The 18,036-nt window shown below is 64.3% G+C and carries 20 protein-coding genes; 13 read left to right on the forward strand and 7 right to left on the reverse strand.

Annotated elements, in window-relative coordinates:
• The first annotated feature begins 145 nt into the window (after positions 1-145).
• Positions 146-337, forward strand: coding sequence for a hypothetical protein (locus K410_RS0110550; protein WP_028134810.1), 192 nt, complete (start codon positions 146-148; stop codon positions 335-337).
• A 120-nt stretch (positions 338-457) separates the two neighbouring features.
• Here K410_RS0110550 and K410_RS0110555 read toward each other — a convergent pair whose 3' ends face one another.
• On the reverse strand, positions 458-907 hold the full coding sequence (locus K410_RS0110555) for a nuclear transport factor 2 family protein (RefSeq protein WP_028134811.1): 450 nt from the start codon (positions 905-907) through the stop codon (positions 458-460).
• Positions 908-1,061: 154 nt separating this feature from the next.
• Here K410_RS0110555 and K410_RS0110560 point away from each other — a divergent pair, with 154 nt between their 5' ends.
• On the forward strand, positions 1,062-1,736 hold the full coding sequence (locus tag K410_RS0110560; RefSeq protein WP_028134812.1) for an HAD family hydrolase: 675 nt from the start codon (positions 1,062-1,064) through the stop codon (positions 1,734-1,736).
• A 109-nt stretch (positions 1,737-1,845) separates the two neighbouring features.
• The gene (locus K410_RS0110565; RefSeq protein WP_028134813.1) at positions 1,846-2,691 is read left to right on the forward strand and encodes a DeoR/GlpR family DNA-binding transcription regulator; all 846 of its coding nucleotides are present in this window, start codon (positions 1,846-1,848) and stop codon (positions 2,689-2,691) included.
• Positions 2,692-2,694: 3 nt separating this feature from the next.
• Here the strand turns inward: K410_RS0110565 and K410_RS0110570 are convergent, their stop codons facing one another.
• Entirely contained in the window at positions 2,695-3,111 is a 417-nt protein-coding gene (locus K410_RS0110570; RefSeq protein WP_028134814.1) for a type II toxin-antitoxin system VapC family toxin, read from the reverse strand.
• Positions 3,111-3,362, reverse strand: a complete 252-nt coding sequence (locus K410_RS0110575; RefSeq protein WP_028134815.1) for a type II toxin-antitoxin system Phd/YefM family antitoxin — start codon at positions 3,360-3,362, stop codon at positions 3,111-3,113. Before K410_RS0110575 ends, K410_RS0110570 begins: the two co-directional genes overlap by 1 nt.
• Positions 3,363-3,592: 230 nt before the next feature.
• On the opposite strand from K410_RS0110575, the gene glpD reads away from it, so the two are divergent.
• The 7 genes from glpD (at position 3,593) to K410_RS0110610 (ending at position 11,233) form a co-directional block, all read left to right on the forward strand.
• Entirely contained in the window at positions 3,593-5,143 is a 1,551-nt protein-coding gene (glpD, locus tag K410_RS0110580) for a glycerol-3-phosphate dehydrogenase (RefSeq protein ID WP_028134816.1), read from the forward strand.
• A complete protein-coding gene (locus K410_RS0110585; RefSeq protein WP_028134817.1) occupies positions 5,140-6,216 on the forward strand; it encodes an ABC transporter ATP-binding protein in 1,077 nt (358 codons plus the stop codon). The genes glpD and K410_RS0110585 overlap by 4 nt, the downstream gene beginning before the upstream one ends.
• A gap of 11 nt (positions 6,217-6,227) precedes the next feature.
• Positions 6,228-7,313 carry an ABC transporter ATP-binding protein gene (locus K410_RS0110590; protein ID WP_028134818.1) on the forward strand — a complete coding sequence of 362 codons (1,086 nt, stop codon included), beginning with the start codon at positions 6,228-6,230 and terminating at the stop codon, positions 7,311-7,313.
• The gene (locus K410_RS0110595) at positions 7,313-8,215 is read left to right on the forward strand and encodes a carbohydrate ABC transporter permease (protein WP_028134819.1); all 903 of its coding nucleotides are present in this window, start codon (positions 7,313-7,315) and stop codon (positions 8,213-8,215) included. The genes K410_RS0110590 and K410_RS0110595 overlap by 1 nt, the downstream gene beginning before the upstream one ends.
• Positions 8,215-9,021, forward strand: a complete 807-nt coding sequence (locus K410_RS0110600; RefSeq protein ID WP_024341434.1) for a carbohydrate ABC transporter permease — start codon at positions 8,215-8,217, stop codon at positions 9,019-9,021. The genes K410_RS0110595 and K410_RS0110600 overlap by 1 nt, the downstream gene beginning before the upstream one ends.
• A gap of 9 nt (positions 9,022-9,030) precedes the next feature.
• Entirely contained in the window at positions 9,031-9,360 is a 330-nt protein-coding gene (locus tag K410_RS0110605) for a DUF2160 domain-containing protein (protein WP_028134820.1), read from the forward strand.
• 130 nt (positions 9,361-9,490) lie between these two features.
• Entirely contained in the window at positions 9,491-11,233 is a 1,743-nt protein-coding gene (locus K410_RS0110610) for an ABC transporter substrate-binding protein (RefSeq protein ID WP_049820242.1), read from the forward strand.
• A gap of 239 nt (positions 11,234-11,472) precedes the next feature.
• Here the strand turns inward: K410_RS0110610 and K410_RS0110615 are convergent, their stop codons facing one another.
• The 3 genes from K410_RS0110615 to K410_RS0110625 form a co-directional block, all read right to left on the reverse strand.
• Positions 11,473-12,573, reverse strand: a complete 1,101-nt coding sequence (locus K410_RS0110615) for an alkene reductase (RefSeq protein WP_028134822.1) — start codon at positions 12,571-12,573, stop codon at positions 11,473-11,475.
• Positions 12,574-12,775: 202 nt separating this feature from the next.
• Positions 12,776-13,279, reverse strand: a complete 504-nt coding sequence (locus K410_RS0110620; protein WP_028134823.1) for a DUF1993 domain-containing protein — start codon at positions 13,277-13,279, stop codon at positions 12,776-12,778.
• Positions 13,280-13,559: 280 nt separating this feature from the next.
• Positions 13,560-14,861, reverse strand: coding sequence for a lytic murein transglycosylase (locus K410_RS0110625; RefSeq protein WP_028134824.1), 1,302 nt, complete (start codon positions 14,859-14,861; stop codon positions 13,560-13,562).
• 186 nt (positions 14,862-15,047) lie between these two features.
• On the opposite strand from K410_RS0110625, the gene htpX reads away from it, so the two are divergent.
• The 3 genes from htpX to K410_RS38410 all read left to right on the forward strand — a co-directional run bounded on the left by htpX (position 15,048) and on the right by K410_RS38410 (position 17,227).
• Positions 15,048-15,995: a zinc metalloprotease HtpX gene (gene htpX, locus K410_RS0110630; protein ID WP_028134825.1), complete on the forward strand. Its 948-nt coding sequence runs from the start codon at positions 15,048-15,050 to the stop codon at positions 15,993-15,995.
• 134 nt (positions 15,996-16,129) lie between these two features.
• Positions 16,130-16,771: a tetratricopeptide repeat protein gene (locus K410_RS0110635; RefSeq protein WP_028134826.1), complete on the forward strand. Its 642-nt coding sequence runs from the start codon at positions 16,130-16,132 to the stop codon at positions 16,769-16,771.
• A 210-nt stretch (positions 16,772-16,981) separates the two neighbouring features.
• Positions 16,982-17,227: a DUF3551 domain-containing protein gene (locus K410_RS38410; protein ID WP_080672149.1), complete on the forward strand. Its 246-nt coding sequence runs from the start codon at positions 16,982-16,984 to the stop codon at positions 17,225-17,227.
• 360 nt (positions 17,228-17,587) lie between these two features.
• Here the strand turns inward: K410_RS38410 and K410_RS0110640 are convergent, their stop codons facing one another.
• Positions 17,588-17,935 carry a hypothetical protein gene (locus K410_RS0110640; RefSeq protein ID WP_028134827.1) on the reverse strand — a complete coding sequence of 116 codons (348 nt, stop codon included), beginning with the start codon at positions 17,933-17,935 and terminating at the stop codon, positions 17,588-17,590.
• Between the last annotated feature and the right edge of the window lie 101 nt (positions 17,936-18,036).

The following is an 18,036-nucleotide window of genomic DNA, read 5'->3' on the forward strand; positions in this document are numbered from 1 at the left end:
GAACCAGTCAAGAACCAGTCATAAAACGGATGAGGTCCCGGCGTACTCAATTGCGTGTCGATTCGGGGTGGAAACGGCCTCAAATGCCTGGGGAACCTTTGGGCAGGAGCACCGTTATTTGCCCGCACTGAGGAATCCACGGACCATGCCGGACAGCTACATCATCGAAGTCGATTCGCAGACCGCAGGTATCGTCGTTCGTTCTCAGGGAGGCTATTGTTTCTTCGCCTCATCCCACCGCTTCAACCGCCTCGAAGGCCAGCTTTTTCGCAACGCCCGCGAAGCCGAGCGCGCCGCGCGTAAGCTGGTTAACGGCGATGTGAAGGAAGCGGCGTAGTCTGCGCTGTCATTCCGGGGCGCGCGTAGCGCGGGCCCGGAATTTATCTCGCTGCAGAAATTGCCGACCAATGGATTCCGGGCCCGCGCCTTTCGGCGCGTCCCGGAATGACGTCGATGGTTACAGCTTCGTCGCCGCCCGCGACAGCAGCTTCCATTCGTCGCCCTGCTTCTGCCAGTTCATCAGGATGTGAAGATTGGTCGATACTTTCTTCCCGTCGGCCGCCATTTCCTGTTCGCCCAGCCAATGGAACCGGACGATGGCGGCGGGGCCGACGACCTTGATGGTCGGATCCTTGTATTCGATCGAGAGGAATTTCGACTTGCCGTCGGTGGCATTGGTGATGAAGGTCGCCTTGTCCTCGACCTTGCCGCTGGAATGGCTGTAGCTGAGATCGTCCCAGCACAGCGCGCCGAGCGCCTTCGGGTCGGCCGCAATCTGGGCGAGGCGGAAGGCCTCGACCTTCTTGGCCACCGCCTCCTCGTCTGCCGAGGCGGCGAGCGCCGGTGCCATGAGCGCAAGCGCGGAGACGGCGAGAGTCGAGAGAGCAAGGTCGCGTCGGTTGATCATCGTTTCCTCCTTTTTGGTCTTGTAAGGAGTGTTGCAGTCGTGCGCGGCTTTGTCGAGTGGTGCATCGTCGTCATGTCGATGCATCATTGCGCGTTCGAGCCCGTATTGATACGTCTTCCGCATTGATGCGTCGCGGACTTGGGAAAGTAGGGAAATGATCGAGGCAATCGGCAGGGCGTTGTTGTTCGACATCGACGGCACACTCGCCAACACTGACCCGCTGCATCTCAAGGCCTTCAACCATGTGCTGGGGCCGCGCGGCCATGTGTTCGACCACGCGCGATTCTCCAGGGAGCTGCAGGGCTTCGCCAATGTGTCAATCGGCGACCGCTTTCTGCCCGACGAAACGCCGGCGCAGCGCGCCGCGATTCTCGCCGAGAAAGAGGAGATCTTCCGCACGCTCGTGGCCGGACAGATCGAACCGTTGCCGGGTCTGATGGCGCTGCTCGACCGCGCGGACGCCGCCGGCGTTCCCATGGTCGCCGTCACCAATGCGCCGCGTCTCAACGCCGAGCTGCTGTTGTCGGGCCTCGGCATCACCGAGCGGTTCAAGGCGATCGTGATCGGCGACGAGCTGCCCTACGGCAAGCCGCATCCGCTGCCCTATCAGGAAGGGCTGCGCTTCGTCGGGGGCAGTGCCGCATCCTCGGTTGCGTTCGAGGATTCCCGCACCGGCGTGCAATCGGCGGCCGCCGCCGGCATTCCGACGATCGGAATCCGGACCAGCCTCAGTCATGACGATCTTGTCGGTGCCGGCGCCGTTGCCTCTGCAAGCGCCTTCGACGACCCGGATCTGCTCGCGCGCCTTGCCGCCGCCATGGCATGGTGAGCACCGCTCCATCCGTCAATCGTGACGGCGCGCGCATTGACCGCAGCTGCGAACCGCCTCACCATGCAGCTTCCTGCACCATCCAGCTTCCTGATGTGAGGCCCTCGCCGTGACCGGACTGACCCATCGCCAAGCCGAAATCCTCAACATCGCGCGCGCCTCGGGCCGCGTCATGGTCGAGGAGCTCGCGCGCCGCTTCGAAGTCTCGGCGCAGACCATCCGCAAGGATCTCAACGATCTCTGCGAGCGGAGATCGCTGACCCGCATCCATGGCGGCGCCATCATCGCCTCCGGCGTCGAGAACCTCGCCTACGAGGCGCGCCGCTTCGTCGCCGCCGACGAGAAGAAGGCGATCGGAGCCGCAGCCGCCTCGCTGATCCCGAACGGCTGCTCGCTCTTCATCAATATCGGCACCACGACGGAGGAGGTCGCGAGCGCGCTGACCTCGCACGAGGATCTCCTCGTCATCACCAACAATCTCAACGTCGCGATGCTGCTCTACCGCCATCCCCGCATCGAGGTCGTGGTCGCCGGCGGCACGGTGCGGCGTGCCGATGGCGCCGTGGTCGGCTCGACCGCGACGCAGCTGATCGGCCAGTTCAAGGTCGATTACGCCATCATCGGCGCGTCCGCGATCGACGAGGAGGGCGCGCTGCTCGACTTCGACTATCGTGAGGTGCAGGTCGCGCAAGCCATCATCGCCAATGCCCGCAGCGTCATGCTGGTTGCCGATTCCACCAAGCTGCGTCGCAGCGCGCCGGTGCGCATCGCCCACATCACCCAGATCCAGACCTTCGTCACCGACCAGGAGCTTCCCGAGCGCCTCGCCACCATCTGCCACAGCAAGGGCATCGAAGTGGTCGCGGCGATGCCGAAGGACGCGGACATCGACGATGCGCCGGCCGACGCCCAGGACGCGGCTCCGGAAGCCGCGCCGGTGGTGCGGCTGAGATAGATCCTAGACATCGTCCCACGGATTGAGCAGCACCACGCCCGTGGATTCGAAATCCCCCACATTGCGCGTAACGATCGTCAGGCTGTGAACAAGTGCGGTCGCCGCGATGAGTGCGTCGCGCTCGGCGCGTGGGCTGGGGACGTGAAGTTGTGCACAACGCTGCGCCACGGCCGTATCGATGGCGAGGATCCGGCCGTCGAAACGAGCCAGGATGTGATTGTCGATCCAATTGCGCAGCACGGTACCTTGCGTCGTGTCCTTGCGCTGGATAAGGCGCGCGCCAAGTTCGATTTCGAGGATCGAGATCGCGGATATGAAGAAGCTCGCTGCGGGGATTGTATTGGCCCAGGCAACGACATTACGGTGAGCCTTGTCAGGTCGCCTCAATTCGGAAATCACGTTGGTGTCCAGCAGAAACATCAGTCGAGATCGACGGCCTTGAAGATTCCTCCGGTCATGCGCGGCGGATCAAAATCAAAGTCCGCGTCCGCCTGCGCCAGAGCTTCGGCAAGGCTCATGTGCCCACCGGTCAGGCGCAAATAATCCTCGATCGTTAGCAGGACATGGGCCGGGCGGCCGCGATCCGTAATGAAGACCGGCCCGTGCGAAGCCGCCTTCTTGGCGCCGCTGGTATCGTGATTGAATTCTCTGCTGGTCAGAGTGGTCGCCATCGCTTGTCACCTCTCGGCCGGAACGATGCCTCATACTGCTTTGATATGTAGGTACGTTGCTACATTCAAGTCGGTGACAGTTCTGGACTGCCGATTTCTTCATCGCATTGCTCACGGAAAAAGTTCTGCTTTCACTTCCTTTCGCTTCTCTTTCGTCTTGCTTTCGTTTTATGGTGTGATCTAATCAAAATCGAAAGTAGCCGCTCGAAGGAACGGGCGGTCGTCGGGGGATGCGTCTGTTGGAGCGTATTTTCGACCTCGCCATCATCGGAGGCGGTGTGAACGGCTGCGGTATCGCGCGTGACGCGGTCGGCCGCGGCAATACCGTTTTCCTGTGCGAAATGAACGATTTGGCGAGCGGGACATCGTCCTGGTCGACCAAGCTGGTGCACGGCGGCCTGCGCTATCTCGAATATTACGAGTTTCGCCTGGTCCGCGAAGCTCTGATCGAGCGCGAGGTGCTGTGGGGCATCGCCCCCCACATCATCCGCCCCCTCCGTTTCGTTTTGCCGCATCATGCCGGCCTGCGGCCCGCCTGGCTGCTGCGCCTCGGCCTCTTCCTCTATGATCACATTGGCGGCCGCCATTTGTTGCCTGCGACCCGCTCGGTCGATCTGGGGCGTGACGAGGTCGGCAAGCCGCTGATCCCGAATCGCTACAGCCGCGCCTTCGAATATTCGGATTGCTTCGTCGATGACGCCCGACTCGTCGTGCTCAACGCGCGCGATGCCGCCGACAAGGGCGCCGAGATTCGTACCCGCACCCGCGCCACCGAAATCCGCCAGTCCGATGGCCTCTGGACCGTCGGCATGGTCGACACGCTGACCGGCGAGCGCTCGCAGATCCAGGCGAAGGCGCTGATCAATGCCGGCGGCCCCTGGGTCGAGGACGTGCTCGGCCGCGGCGCCGGCGTCAACGCCAAGGCCAAGGTGCGCCTGGTGCAGGGCTCGCACATCGTGGTCAGGAAGCTCTACGACCACGACCGCGCCTACATGTTCCAGAATGCCGACGGCCGCATCATCTTCGTGATTCCGTATCAGGATGATTTCACGCTGATCGGCACCACGGACCGCGACTATGACGGCGATCCTGCCAAGGTGAAGGCAACGACCGAGGAGATCCAGTATCTCTGCACGGCGGCGAGCGAATATCTGGCCAAGCCTGTCATGCCGGATGACGTGGTCTGGACCTATTCCGGCGTGCGCCCGCTCTATGACGACGGTGCCAGCGAGGCCAAGGCCGCCACCCGCGACTACGTGTTCGAGCTCGACACGCCCGGCGGAGTGCCGCTGCTGTCGATCTATGGCGGCAAGATCACGACCTATCGCCGCCTCGCCGAAGAGGCGCTTGAGCGGCTCGCGCCTTATTTGCGCAGCGCGAAGGCGCGCGAGGGCTGGACCGGCAAATCGCCGCTGCCCGGCGGTGACATGAACGTGTCCGACATCGACGGGCTGATCGCCGAGCTCCAGCGTGGCTATCCCTTCCTCAGCCACGAGCATGCGCGGCGGCTCGCGCGCGCCTATGGCACGAGGGCCGTCAAGCTGCTCGGCGACGCGAAATCGGCCGCCGATCTCGGCCAGTCCTTTGGCGCGACGCTGACCGAGCGCGAGGTCCGCTACCTCATGGCCAATGAATGGGCCGTCACCGCCGAGGACGTGGTCTGGCGCCGTTCCAAGCTCGGCCTGCGACTATCTGCCGACGAGGTCGGCGCGCTTGACGACTGGATCAGGACCCACGCCGTGCCGCAAAGTCCCCTGCTGGAAGCGGGAGGACGCTCATGACCGTGACACTCGACCACGTGACCCGGACCGTCGATGGAATCCCGCATATCCGCGATGTCTCGCTGACGTTCGAGAGCGGCACGCTGAACGTGCTGCTCGGGCCGACGCTGTCGGGCAAGACCTCGATCATGCGGTTGCTCGCCGGTCTCGACAAGCCGACCACGGGCAAGGTGGTGGTGAATGGCAAGGACGTCACCGGTGCCGACGTGCGCCGGCGTTCGGTCGCCATGGTCTACCAGCAATTCATCAATTATCCCTCGCTCACGGTCTATGAGAATATCGCTTCGCCCCTGCGCGTGCAGGGCAAGCCCCGCGACGAGATCGAGGCGCGGGTGGCGGAGGCCGCAAAGCTGCTGCGGCTCGAGCCGTTCCTGAAGCGTACCCCGCTGCAGCTTTCCGGCGGCCAGCAGCAACGTACCGCGATCGCGCGCGCCCTGGTCAAGGGCGCCGATCTCGTGCTGCTCGACGAGCCGCTCGCCAATCTCGACTACAAGCTCCGCGAGGAGCTGCGCGCCGAGCTGCCGCGCATCTTCGAGGCCTCGGGCGCGATCTTCGTCTATGCCACCACCGAACCGACCGAGGCGCTGCTGCTCGGCGGCAACACGGTGTGCATGTGGGAAGGCCAGGCGCTGCAGATGGGCGAGACGACCAATGTCTATCGCCGGCCGCAGACGCTGCGCGTCGCGCAGGTGTTCTCCGATCCGCCGCTCAACCTCGTCGGCATCGAGAAGAAGAACGGGCAGGTCGCATATGCCGGCGGCACGGCTTCGCCGGCCTCCGGTCTTTATTCAGGCCTCGCCGACGGGGCCTATCGCGTCGGCTTCCGCGCGCATCAGCTCGCGCTCGCCAATGGCGAGGCCGATCGCCATGCGTTCCACGCCACTGTCACGGTGACCGAGATCACCGGTTCGGAGAGTTTCGTGCATCTGACCCGCGACGGATCGAACTGGGTGGCGGTGCTGCATGGCGTGCACGAATTCGAGCCGGGTCAGACGCTCGACGCCGTGCTCGATCCCAACGATGTCTTCGTGTTCGACGCGGCGGATCGCCTCGTCGCGGCACCGAGCTCCTGAGGAGATGCGCCATGGCCCGCATTGACCTCGTCGATCTCGCCCATTCCTACGGTGGCAACAACGCGCCGCAGGAGACTTTCGCGCTGAAGCCGGTGACCATGACCTGGCGGCAGGGCGGCGCCTATGCGCTGCTCGGGCCGAGCGGCTGCGGCAAGACAACGCTGCTCAACGTCATCTCCGGCATCATCACCCCGTCGCGGGGGAAAATCCTGTTCGACGGGGTGGACATCACACCGCTGTCAACCCAGAAGCGCAACATCGCCCAGGTGTTCCAGTTTCCGGTGATCTACGACACCATGACGGTGGGGCAGAACTTGGCGTTTCCGCTGAAGAACCGCGGCGTGCCGAAGGCCGAGATCGACAAGCGCGTGGCCGAGATCGGCCGCCTGCTCGACCTCGAGCCCTATCTGAACCGCAAGGCGACGCGGCTCACCGCCGACGCCAAGCAGAAGATCTCGCTCGGCCGCGGCCTCGTCCGTTCCGACGTCGCCGCCGTGCTGTTCGACGAGCCGTTGACGGTGATCGATCCCGAGCTGAAATGGCAGCTCCGCTCCAAGCTGAAGGCGCTGCATCGCGAGCTCGACCTCACGATGATCTACGTCACCCACGACCAGACCGAGGCGCTGACCTTTGCCGACACCGTCGTCGTCATGCATGACGGCCGCGTGGTGCAGAGCGGCACGCCGGCCGAGCTGTTCGACAAGCCGGCGCATACTTTCGTCGGCTATTTCATCGGCTCGCCCGGCATGAACATCCTGCCGGCCGAGGTGAGGGGGCGGGAGGCCAGGGTCGGCGGCCACGTCATCGCGCTCACCCGCGCCTACGACAACCTGCCGGCCGGCGCCAAGATCGAGATCGGCGTCCGGCCCGAATTCGTCGAGGTCGTTGCGCCCGCGCCCGGCCTGCTCACGGCGAAGATCGAGCGTCTCGACGATCTCGGCCGCATCCGTTTTGCGCGCGCGCGTTTCGGCGACGCCAAGCTCGCGGCGCGCGCGCCGGCAGGCTTCGCCAGCTCGGACGGCATGGCCGGTCTGAAATTCGATCCGTCACACGTCCACGTCTATGTCGACAGCCTTCTGGTGGAGGGAGCTGCCTGATGGACAAGACCGTCAACCAAAAAGCCTGGTTCCTGGTGCTGCCGGTGTTCCTGGTGGTCGCCTTCTCGGCGGTGCTGCCGCTGATGACGGTGGTGAACTATTCGATGCAGGACACCTTCGGCAACAACCAGTTCTTCTGGAACGGCGTCGGCTGGTTCAAGGAACTGCTCGATCCCTCGACCGATCTCGGCGGCCGATTTCTCGCCTCGCTCGGCCGCAACCTGTTCTTCTCGCTGGTGATCCTCGCGATCGAGGTGCCGCTCGGCATTGTGGTCGCGCTGTCGATGCCGCGCCAGGGATGGACCGTGGCCGCCTGCCTCGTAATTCTCGCGCTGCCGCTGCTGATTCCGTGGAACGTGGTCGGCACGATCTGGCAGATCTTCGGACGTCCGGACATCGGGCTGCTCGGCTACGTCCTCAACGCCGCGGGCATCGATTACAATTACGTCTCCAACGACATCGACGCCTGGGTCACAGTCATCGTGATGGACGTCTGGCACTGGACCAGCCTCGTCGCGCTGCTCTGTTACGCCGGACTAAAGTCGATTCCCGAAGCCTATTACCAGGCCGCCCAGATCGACGGCGCCTCGCGCTGGGCCGTGTTCAAGGCGATCCAGCTGCCGAAGATGAATCGCGTGCTGCTGATCGCGGTGCTGCTGCGCTTCATGGACAGCTTCATGATCTACACCGAGCCGTTCGTCGTCACCGGCGGCGGGCCCGGAAACTCCACCACGTTCGTGTCGATCGAGCTCGTCAAGATCGCGCTCGGCCAGTTCGACCTCGGCAAGGCCGCGGCGCTATCGCTGGTCTACAATCTCATCATCCTGATCGTGTGCTGGATCTTCTACACCGTCATGACCAATGCCGGCGCCGGGCGCGCCGTCAAGGAAGGAGCCGCGTGATGCATTCGATCCCCGGCCGCCGCCTCATCATGGGGCTGTTCCTGGTCTTCCTGCTGCTGCCGATCTACTGGCTCGTCAACATGAGCTTCAAGACCAACAGCGAGATCGTCTCGACCATGACGCTGTGGCCGCATACCCCGACGCTGCAGCACTACAAGCGCATCTTCACCGACGAGAGCTGGTATTCCGGCTACATCAACTCGCTGACATACGTGGTCCTCAACACCATCATCTCGATCTCGGTGGCCTTGCCGGCGGCCTACGCCTTCTCGCGCTACCGTTTTCTCGGCGACAAGCATTTGTTCTTCTGGCTGTTGTCGAACCGGATGGCGCCGGCCGCGGTCTACGCGCTGCCGTTCTTCAACCTCTATTCGGCGATCGGCCTGTTCGATACGCCCTGGGCGGTTGCGCTGGCGCACTGCATCTTCAACGTGCCGCTGGCGGTGTGGATCCTCGAAGGCTTCGTCTCCGGCGTGCCGCGGGAGATCGACGAGACCGCCTTCCTCGACGGCTATTCCTTCCCGCGCTTCTTCATCAAGATCCTGGTGCCGCTGATCGCGAGCGGCATCGGCGTCGCCGCCTTCTTCTGCTTCATGTTCTCCTGGGTCGAGCTTCTGCTCGCGCGCACGCTGACGTCGGTGCATGCCAAGCCGATCGCCGCGATCATGACGCGCACGGTGTCGGCGGCCGGCATGGATTGGGGCCTGCTCGCGGCCGCCGGCGTGCTCACCATCATCCCGGGAGCGCTGGTGATCTGGTTCGTCCGCAACTACATCGCGCGCGGCTTCGCGCTCGGCCGGGTCTAGGAGGTTTTCATGGAATCCATCGCATGGATGGCCTGGACGCTGCCGACTGCGATCTTCTTCGCCGCGCTCGCCTGCACGCTTGCGGTGATGACCTGGCTCGCGGCGGTCTATCCCGAGGCCGAGCGCGTCGGCGTGCTGCGCATCCCGACCACGCGCGGCGATCGCCTATTCGTCTCGTTGATCGTGGCCGCCGTCATCCACCTCGTGTGGATCGGTGTCGTCGGCACTGATCCGGTCGCCACGCTGCCGATCGGCGAGGAGGGGTTTGAGATTTCGAGCCTGTGGCTCGCAAGTGGAATTTCGCTGGCCACGGCCGTGCTTATTTTTCGCACGGTCTGAAGCTCGCGAAGGGACGGCCAGATCCGGGGGCAACCCGGGCCTGTATAAAAGTTTGTCGCTGCAACGGAGGAACACCATGCGACAGTTTAGGAGAAGGAAAGGTCCATTGACCAAGAGCAGTTTTCTGACCATGTCGAGCGCCGCCGCGATTGTTGCGGTCTCGTTCGCTCTCTCGGCTCCGGTACGCGCCGCGGACGAGGCGACGATCCAGAAGTGGATCGCCGAATTCCAGCCCTCGACGCTGTCGAAGGAAGACCAGAAGAAGGAGCTGGAGTGGTTCGCCAAGGCCGCCGAACCTTTCAAGGGGATGGAGATCAACGTCGTCTCCGAGACCATCACGACCCACGAATACGAGGCGCAGACGCTCGCCAAGGCATTCTCCGAGCTGACCGGCATCAAGCTCAAGCACGACCTCATCCAGGAAGGTGACGTCGTCGAGAAGCTGCAGACCCAGATGCAGTCCGGCAAGAACGTCTATGACGGCTGGATCAACGATTCCGACCTGATCGGTACCCACTTCCGCTACGGCCAGACCATCGCGCTGTCGGACTACATGACCGGCGAGGGCAAGGACGTCACCAATCCGATGCTCGACGTCAACGACTTCATCGGCAAGTCGTTCGGCACCGGGCCGGACGGCAAGCTCTACCAGCTGCCCGACCAGCAGTTCGCCAACCTCTACTGGTTCCGCTACGACTGGTTCACCAACCCCGACTACAAGGCCAAGTTCAAGGCCAAGTACGGCTACGAGCTCGGCGTGCCCGTGAACTGGTCCGCCTACGAGGACATCGCCGAGTTCTTCACCAACGACATCAAGGAGATCAACGGCGTCAAGGTCTACGGCCATATGGATTATGGCAAGAAGGACCCCTCGCTCGGATGGCGCTTCACCGACGCCTGGCTGTCGATGGCCGGCAACGGCGACAAGGGCATTCCGAACGGTCTGCCGGTCGACGAATGGGGCATCCGCATGGAAGGCTGCCGCCCCGTCGGCTCCTCGGTCGAACGCGGTGGCGACACCAACGGACCGGCCGCGGTCTACTCGATTACCAAATACCTCGAGTGGATGAAGAAGTATGCCCCGCCGCAGGCCCAGGGCATGACGTTCTCCGAGTCCGGCCCCGTGCCGGCGCAGGGCAACATCGCCCAGCAGATGTTCTGGTACACCGCCTTCACGGCCGACATGGTGAAGCCGGGCATCGCCGTGATGAACGCGGACGGTACGCCGAAATGGCGCATGGCTCCCTCGCCGCACGGCTCGTACTGGAAGGAGGGCATGAAGCTCGGCTATCAGGACGCGGGCTCGCTCACGCTCCTGAAGTCAACTCCGCCGGATCGCCGCAAGGCAGCGTGGCTGTATCTTCAGTTCATCGTCTCCAAATCGGTGTCGCTGAAGAAGAGCCATGTCGGTCTCACCTTCGTCCGTGAATCCGACATCTGGGACAAGTCGTTCACGGAACGTGCGCCGAAGCTCGGCGGCCTCGTCGAGTTCTACCGCTCGCCTGCGCGCGTGCAGTGGACCCCGACCGGCAACAACGTGCCCGACTATCCGAAGCTGGCGCAGCTGTGGTGGCAGAACATCGGCGATGCGTCGTCCGGTGCGAAGACGCCGCAACAGGCGATGGATGCCCTCGCGGCCGCCCAGGACTCCGTCATGGAGCGGCTGGAGAAGTCCGGCGTGCAGGGTGCCTGCGGTCCGAAGCTGCACAAGAAGGAGAAGCCGGAATACTGGTTCGCCAAGGCCGAGAAGGACGGCACCATCGCGCCCCAGCGCAAGCTCGCCAACGAGAAGCCGAAGGGCGAGACGGTCGACTACGACACGCTGATCAAGTCGTGGCCGGCCACGCCGCCCAAGCGCGCGGAAGCCAAGTAAACGGCGCTTTGAGCGTCACAAACACGCAAGGCCGGGAGCGATCCCGGCCTTTTTCTTTGTGCTTGTGATGACGTGGGACGCGCGTCCCACACTTTCGATGTCATTGCCCGCGAAGGCGGGCAATCCAGTATTCCAGAGACGGCCGTGATTGAATCGAGAGGCCGCGGCGTACTGGATGCCCCGCCCCCGTGCGCAATTGCGCACTAGGCGGGGCATGACGGTTGTCGTGTGGAGGGGGGTTACTCCGCCGGCTCGGCCGACAGCGTCGGGTAGTCCGTATAGCCCTTGGCGCCGCCGCCGTAGAACGTGGTCTTGTCCCAGTCGTTCAGCGCCGCACCCTGCTTCAGCCGCTCGACGAGGTCTGGGTTGGAGATGAACGGCTTGCCGAAGGCGATGAGGTCGGCTGCGTTCGCGTCCAGCACCTTGGTGGCGAGATCGAAATCATAGCCGTTGTTGGCGATGTAGGCGCCGGAGAAGCGCTTGCGCAAGGATGCGTAGTCGAACGGCGCGAAGTCGCGTGGCCCGCCGGTGGCGCCTTCGACGACGTGGAGATAGACCAGCTTCAGCGCGCTGAGACCGTCGACGATGTGGTCGAACAGGGCTTGCGGATTGCTGTCGGAGATGTCGTTGGCCGGTGTCACCGGCGAGATGCGGATGCCGGTGCGATCGGCGCCGGCTTCGGCGGCGACGGCCCTGGACACTTCCAGCATCAGCCGCGCGCGGTTTTCGATCGAGCCGCCATAGGGATCCTTGCGCTTGTTGGCGCCGTCCTTGGCGAACTGATCGAGCAGGTAGCCGTTGGCGCCGTGAATCTCGACGCCGTCGAAGCCCGCTTCTAGCGCATTCTTCGCGGCGCGCTTGAAATCGTCGACGATGCCTGGAATCTCGGAAAGCTCGAGTGCGCGCGGTTCGGAGACGTCGGCGAAGCCGCCGTTCACGAAGGTCTTGCCTTTGGCGCGGATCGCGCTCGGTGCCACCGGCGCTGCGCCATTCGCCTGAAGATCGACGTGCGAGATGCGGCCGACGTGCCAGAGCTGGATGAAGATCCTGCCGCCGCGCTCATGCACCTTGTCGGTGACCTTGCGCCAGCCGGCGACCTGGTCCTTGCTGTAGATGCCGGGAGTGTCCTGGTAGCCTTGCCCTTGTTGCGAGACCTGGCTTGCTTCGGTGATCAGAAGGCCGGCGGAGGCGCGCTGGCCGTAATATTCGGCGGCGAGCGCGCCGGGCACGAACGTTCCTGGTACGGCGCGGTTGCGCGTCAGCGGCGCCATCACGAGGCGGTTGGCCAGCGTGATCGGGCCGAGCTTGTAGGTCTCAAACAATTTGGTCGAACGGCTCATTTGGGATGTTCCAGACGGTGAAAGGTCAGGAACACTTGTGCATCGCGACATCATGCGCAAGAGACGAGCCATACGGAAAGTGCAGGCGAGCTACGCGGCAAGTCCCGCGTAGCATAATTCATGTGCAATCCCGGCCGCGGCAGCGGATTTCGACTGCCGCGTGCGATTGCCAAGTCGCGATTGCCAAGTCGCGATTGCCAAGTCAGGTCAGGCCCATGAAATCGCGCTTGCCGATCTCGACGCCGTTGTGGCGTAGGATGCCGTGGGCGGTCGCGCAGTGGAAGTAGAAGTTCGGCAGCGAGAACGCGCTGAGGAATTGCTGGCCCTTCAGGGTCGTGCTCTTGTCGGGTCCGGTCGGGAAGGTGACGTCCTTGGCATCTGCGCCCTCGAATTGCTCGGGCTTGAATGACTTCACGTAGTCGATCGTCTTCGCCAGCCGCTGCTTCAACTCCGCAAAGCTCGTCTCGGTGTCGGGTGTCGAGGGGACCTCGCTGTGGGTGAGGCGCGCGCAGCCCTTGGCGGCGAAATCGCTGACCAGCTGGATCTGTCTCGACAGCGGCAGCATGTCCGGAAACAGGCGGGAGCCGAGCAGGGCGCTGGGGTCGATCTTCTTGGCCGCGCAATGCGCCTCGGCTTTGGTCAGTAGCCCGGTGACGCTGTTCAGCATTTGCAGATAGGCGGGGACGACCGCGTCGTAGAAGGACATGTGTGCTCGCTTCGTGAATGGGAAATCTCAGGAGAAAACCTGAGCCACTCACATGGGAGCCTCAGGGAAAAATACAATCGCGAAATCGGCTTGTGCGATGCGAAAATTCTCGCGCTGCTCGCGGTAGCGTCGCGCCACACCCTCACTGTCATCGCCGCGACGCTGTCATCGCCCGGCTTTGACCGGGCGATCCAGTACGCCGGGACGGTTGTGGCTGAATCGACAGGCCGCGGCGTACTGGATGCCCCGGTCGAGCCGGGGCCTGACAGTGGACGGGCCGCTACCGCACCACGCCCGCCGGCTGCGCCTGGACCGTGCCGCCGCGCATGCGGGCGAGCAACTCGGCGGTCGGCCAGGAATCGGCCGGCAGGCCGAACTTGGTCTGCATCGCCTTCACCGCAATTCGGCTCTGCTGGCCCAGCACGCCGTCGACCTTGCCGACATTGAACCCGGCGCGCACCAGGAGTTGCTGCAATTCCTTCAGCTCGTTGAACGGCAGTTGCGGCACCGGTTGGGCCGGCTTGCGCATGGGGGCGGCGCCGGCAATGCGCGAGGCGAGATAGCCCGCCGTCGTCGAATAGATCAGCGAGTTATTCCACTCGGTGTAGGCGGCGAAATTCGCATAGGCCATGAAGGCCGGACCAAAGCGCCCCATCGGCAGCAGCACGGAGGCCGGCAGATTGTCGTTCGGCAGAGGACGGCCATCGGGATAGGTGACCCCCAGCTGCGCCCACGTCGAGCGCGGCTCCCGCACGGTGAGGTCGGTCTTTTCCCACGGCAGGTTCGGCGGCACCTTGATCTCCTCCAGCCACGGCTCGCCGCGCCGCCACTTCAAGCCGTTGGCGATGTAGTTTGCGGTCGAGCCGATCACGTCGGCTGGCGAGCGCAACAGGTCGCGCCGTCCGTCGCCGTCATAGTCGACCGCGTAGTTGACGTAATGCACCGGCAGGAACTGGGTCTGCCCGAGTTCGCCGGCCCAGGAGCCGATCATCTCGTCGGGATGCAGGTCGCCGCGGTCGATGATCTTCAGCGCGGCGATGGTCTCGCCCACGAACATCTCGGAGCGGCGGCAGTCATAGGCGAGCGACACCAGCGATTTCAGCGTCGGCAGATTGCCCATGTTGGCGCCGAAGTCGCTCTCCAGGCCCCAGAACGCGGCAATCACCGCCGGCGGTACGCCATAGTCCTTCTCGGCGCGCGCGAACGCAGCCGCGTGTTGCTTGATGTGCTGCTGGCCGTTCTGCATGCGATAGGGCGCGGCCATGCGGCCGGCGAATTCGGTGAAGAGCTGGCCGAACACGCGCTGGCCGCGGTCGCGGTTGACGATGCCCTGGTCGTAGACGAGATAGGGCGAGGCCTCCGCGATCGTCCGCTGCGACACGCCGGCCGCCACCGCCTGGCTCTTCACGTCGGCCAGGAAGCGATCGAAGCTCGCGCCGTTGTGGCACGAGGCGGCGCGCGGCGAGGGCGCGGTCGCCTTGGGGGCTGGGGCCCTAGCGGGCGGAGGCTGGAGCTGGGCGGAGGCAGGCAAGGACAGCGCAGCGAGAGCAACGGCCGCGATCGCAAATCGGGTCTGGAGCATGGAGTTTCCGGCGGGGAGGAGACGCTTGGATTCTGAATGAAGTTTAATGGAAGTATGGTGCGCAAACCAGTGCCGCGGCTCCGCGACGCACCTTGAAACCTTGCACTCTGGCAGGGGTCATCCCTACCTGATGCTTGCCGGCCTGCAGGTGCTTCCAGCAGCCGCGGCCGGCTCTGGGAGACGGCCATGAACTATCTTCGTACCGCAATTCTGCTCGCAGGCCTGACCGCCCTGTTCATGGGCGTGGGCTATCTGATCGGCGGCGCCTCAGGCGCCCTGATCGCGCTCGTCATCGCCGCGGCGACCAATCTCTTCACCTACTGGAACTCCGACCGCATGGTGCTGTCGATGTACGGCGCCCATGAGGTCGACCGTTCGAGCGCGCCGGAGCTGGTCGGGCTCGTCGCCGAGCTTGCGGGCCGTGCCGGCCTGCCGATGCCGCGGGTCTTCCTGATGGACGAGCCGCAGCCCAACGCGTTCGCGACCGGACGAAATCCGCAAAATGCCGCGGTCGCCGTCACCACCGGCCTGATGCGCCAGCTCAGCCGCGAGGAGCTCGCCGGCGTGATCGCGCACGAGCTCGCCCATATCAAGAATCACGACACGCTGCTGATGACCATCACCGCGACCATCGCCGGCGCGATCTCGATGCTGGCGCAGTTCGGCATGTTCTTCGGCGGCAATCGCGAGAACAACAATGGTCTCGGCATCGTCGGCTCGATCCTGATGATGATCCTCGCCCCGCTCGGCGCCATGCTGGTGCAGATGGCGATCAGCCGCACCCGTGAATACGCCGCGGACAACCTCGGTGCGCGCATCGCGGGACAGCCGATGTGGCTGGCCTCCGCGCTGGTGAAGATCGAGGGCGCCGCGCATCAGGTCACGAACTACGAGGCCGAGCGCAACCCTGCGACCGCGCACATGTTCATCATCAATCCGCTGTCGGGCCATGGCGTGGACAATCTGTTCGCCACCCATCCGTCGACGCAGAACCGCATCGCTGCGCTTCAGCAGCTGGCGGCCGAGCTCGGCACGCGGGCCGCGCCGTCCGTCGGCGCCAACGAGAACTACCCGCCGCGTGGTCCGTGGGGCCGCTCCTCGTCGCGTGGTCCTTCGCGTGGTCCTTGGGGCTGACGGAACCGCAGGCCTTTGCGTGCGGCTTTGTGACCTGGCGCACACAGAATCCCCAACGCCGGTGTTAACACCCCGGCAAGACCAATTCTTCGAAAGGGGATGCGTGGCCGGCCCGCTGCCGGCCATCGCCGAAGATGACCAGAGTTTTGGTGCCACTACTGATCGTCCTGTGCGTGCTTTTCGGCCTGTCCACGCACATGGTCGTCAATTGCGGCGACGAGGACGATCCCGACATCTGCTCGGCCGTGATCGGCTTCTCGCCGCTACGCGGCTCGCTGATCGCCTTCGCCTATGAGGGGCGTGGGCGGATTGCGCTGCGTCACGGCGACTTCAGGCGGGCGATTGCCGATTTCAACGAGGCCATCCACCTCAATCCCAACCGCGCCTCGCTCTATCGCGACCGGGCGCTGGCGCGCCGGCAGAATGGTGACCTCGAGCTTGCGGTTACCGATTATGACGAGGCGATCGCGCATGATCCCAAGCGCGCCGCGCCCTATCACCAGCGCGGGCTCGCGCTCGCTGCCATGGGCGATCTCGATCGCGCCATCCTGAGCTACAACACGGCGGTCCGTCTCGACCCCTCCGATGCGCAGGCCCGCCTCGACCGCGGCCTCGCGTTCCTCGCCCGCGGCCAGGCGGACGACGCCCGCGCCGATTTCGAGGCGGCGCTGGCGCTGCCCGCCGGCAAGGACAGCCGCGCGCGCGAAGCGGCGCGCGCCAAGCTCGCCGAACTCGCGAGCGCCGAGCCGATGCCGATTGCCGCGTCGAGAAGGTGACGGGCCTGGAGCAGCACTCGCCGCCCGCACCTTCCCGCTCCGTGTCTGAGACAGGTGGCTCGCCGTAGAGCTGTGACTGATACGGCCGCGGATCAATAATGTCGCGGTTCCTCATGGCGCGCGTTCGAACCAATCTCCCGGAATTGATTTGGATCAACGCCGACCGCGGTCAGAGTGCACCGGTGTCGTGCGGACTTGGAGGAGGTTCCAATGCGGAAATGGAGTCTAACGCTCTTGACCTTGAGCATTGCCCTGACAGCCGGGCACGCTCGGGCCCAAAGATACGATCCGGCGTTTCCCGTGTGCCTGTACGTCGTTTCTCGGGGAATGACCCCTTACTATCGATGCACCTACATGACGATGGACCAATGCAGGGCGTCGGCGAACGGTCAGATGTGCGTCCTCAATCCTTACTACAATGGTGCGGCGGCCGGAGGAAACAAACGGCGTCAGTAGCGTCAAACCTTCATGCCGTCTCGGCCGCCGGTCCACTACCGGGCCTCACCGTACAATCAGTTCAATGAACCGTATTTCGGAGCGTCCCAAGGCTATGCGCCGGGCGAGAAAGAACGATTTCTCCAAAGTGCGAGGAGCTACGTGTGACAGATGACGGATCGGCTATGGACTGACACGCGTGTGTGCCGGCGGCCGCTTCGTACGTCACGGCCGATCCTATCGCGCCTTCGGGCACGTCGCCCGAAGGTCGTAAGCGAGCATTGCTGCGTGGGGGCACGCGAGCCGATTGCGCCGGAGATGATCAGACAACCGGACCAGTTCTTCCGAACGACAAGCAGCAGGCGCGGGGACGAACAACGGCTACTTCGTCTTCTTCGCTTTCGCCTTCGCGGCTTTCTTCGCCGGCTTCTCTGCCTTGGCCTTCTTCGCCACCTTCACCGCCACCGGCGCGCTGGCGGCAATCCGCATCGACCGCGCGTAGCTGTCGGCGACGTTGTCGGCGGACATCTGGAGGCGCTTGGCCGCGGCGGTGGCCTGCTCCAGGGTGGCCTTGGCCATCATCTTGAAGCGGTCGGCGGTCTCCTTGCTCTTGGCCTTGGCCGCCAGGCCGTTGAGGCGATCCCGTCGCTCCTTGGCGCGGGTCATCAGGCCCGTATGCAGCTGTCTGGCCAGTTGCCGGATCACGACATCCAGGTCGGCGTCCGCCATGTTCTCTTATCCCCTTCGAAATACGCTATCGATGCGGGCCGGACTATGCAGATCGGGCCCCGCCTTGGCAATTCCCGGCAATGCGTCATCCGCAGCTTCCA

The organism is Bradyrhizobium sp. 22 (genome assembly GCF_000482425.1).
Taxonomy (GTDB): Bacteria; Pseudomonadota; Alphaproteobacteria; order Rhizobiales; family Xanthobacteraceae; genus Bradyrhizobium; species Bradyrhizobium japonicum_B.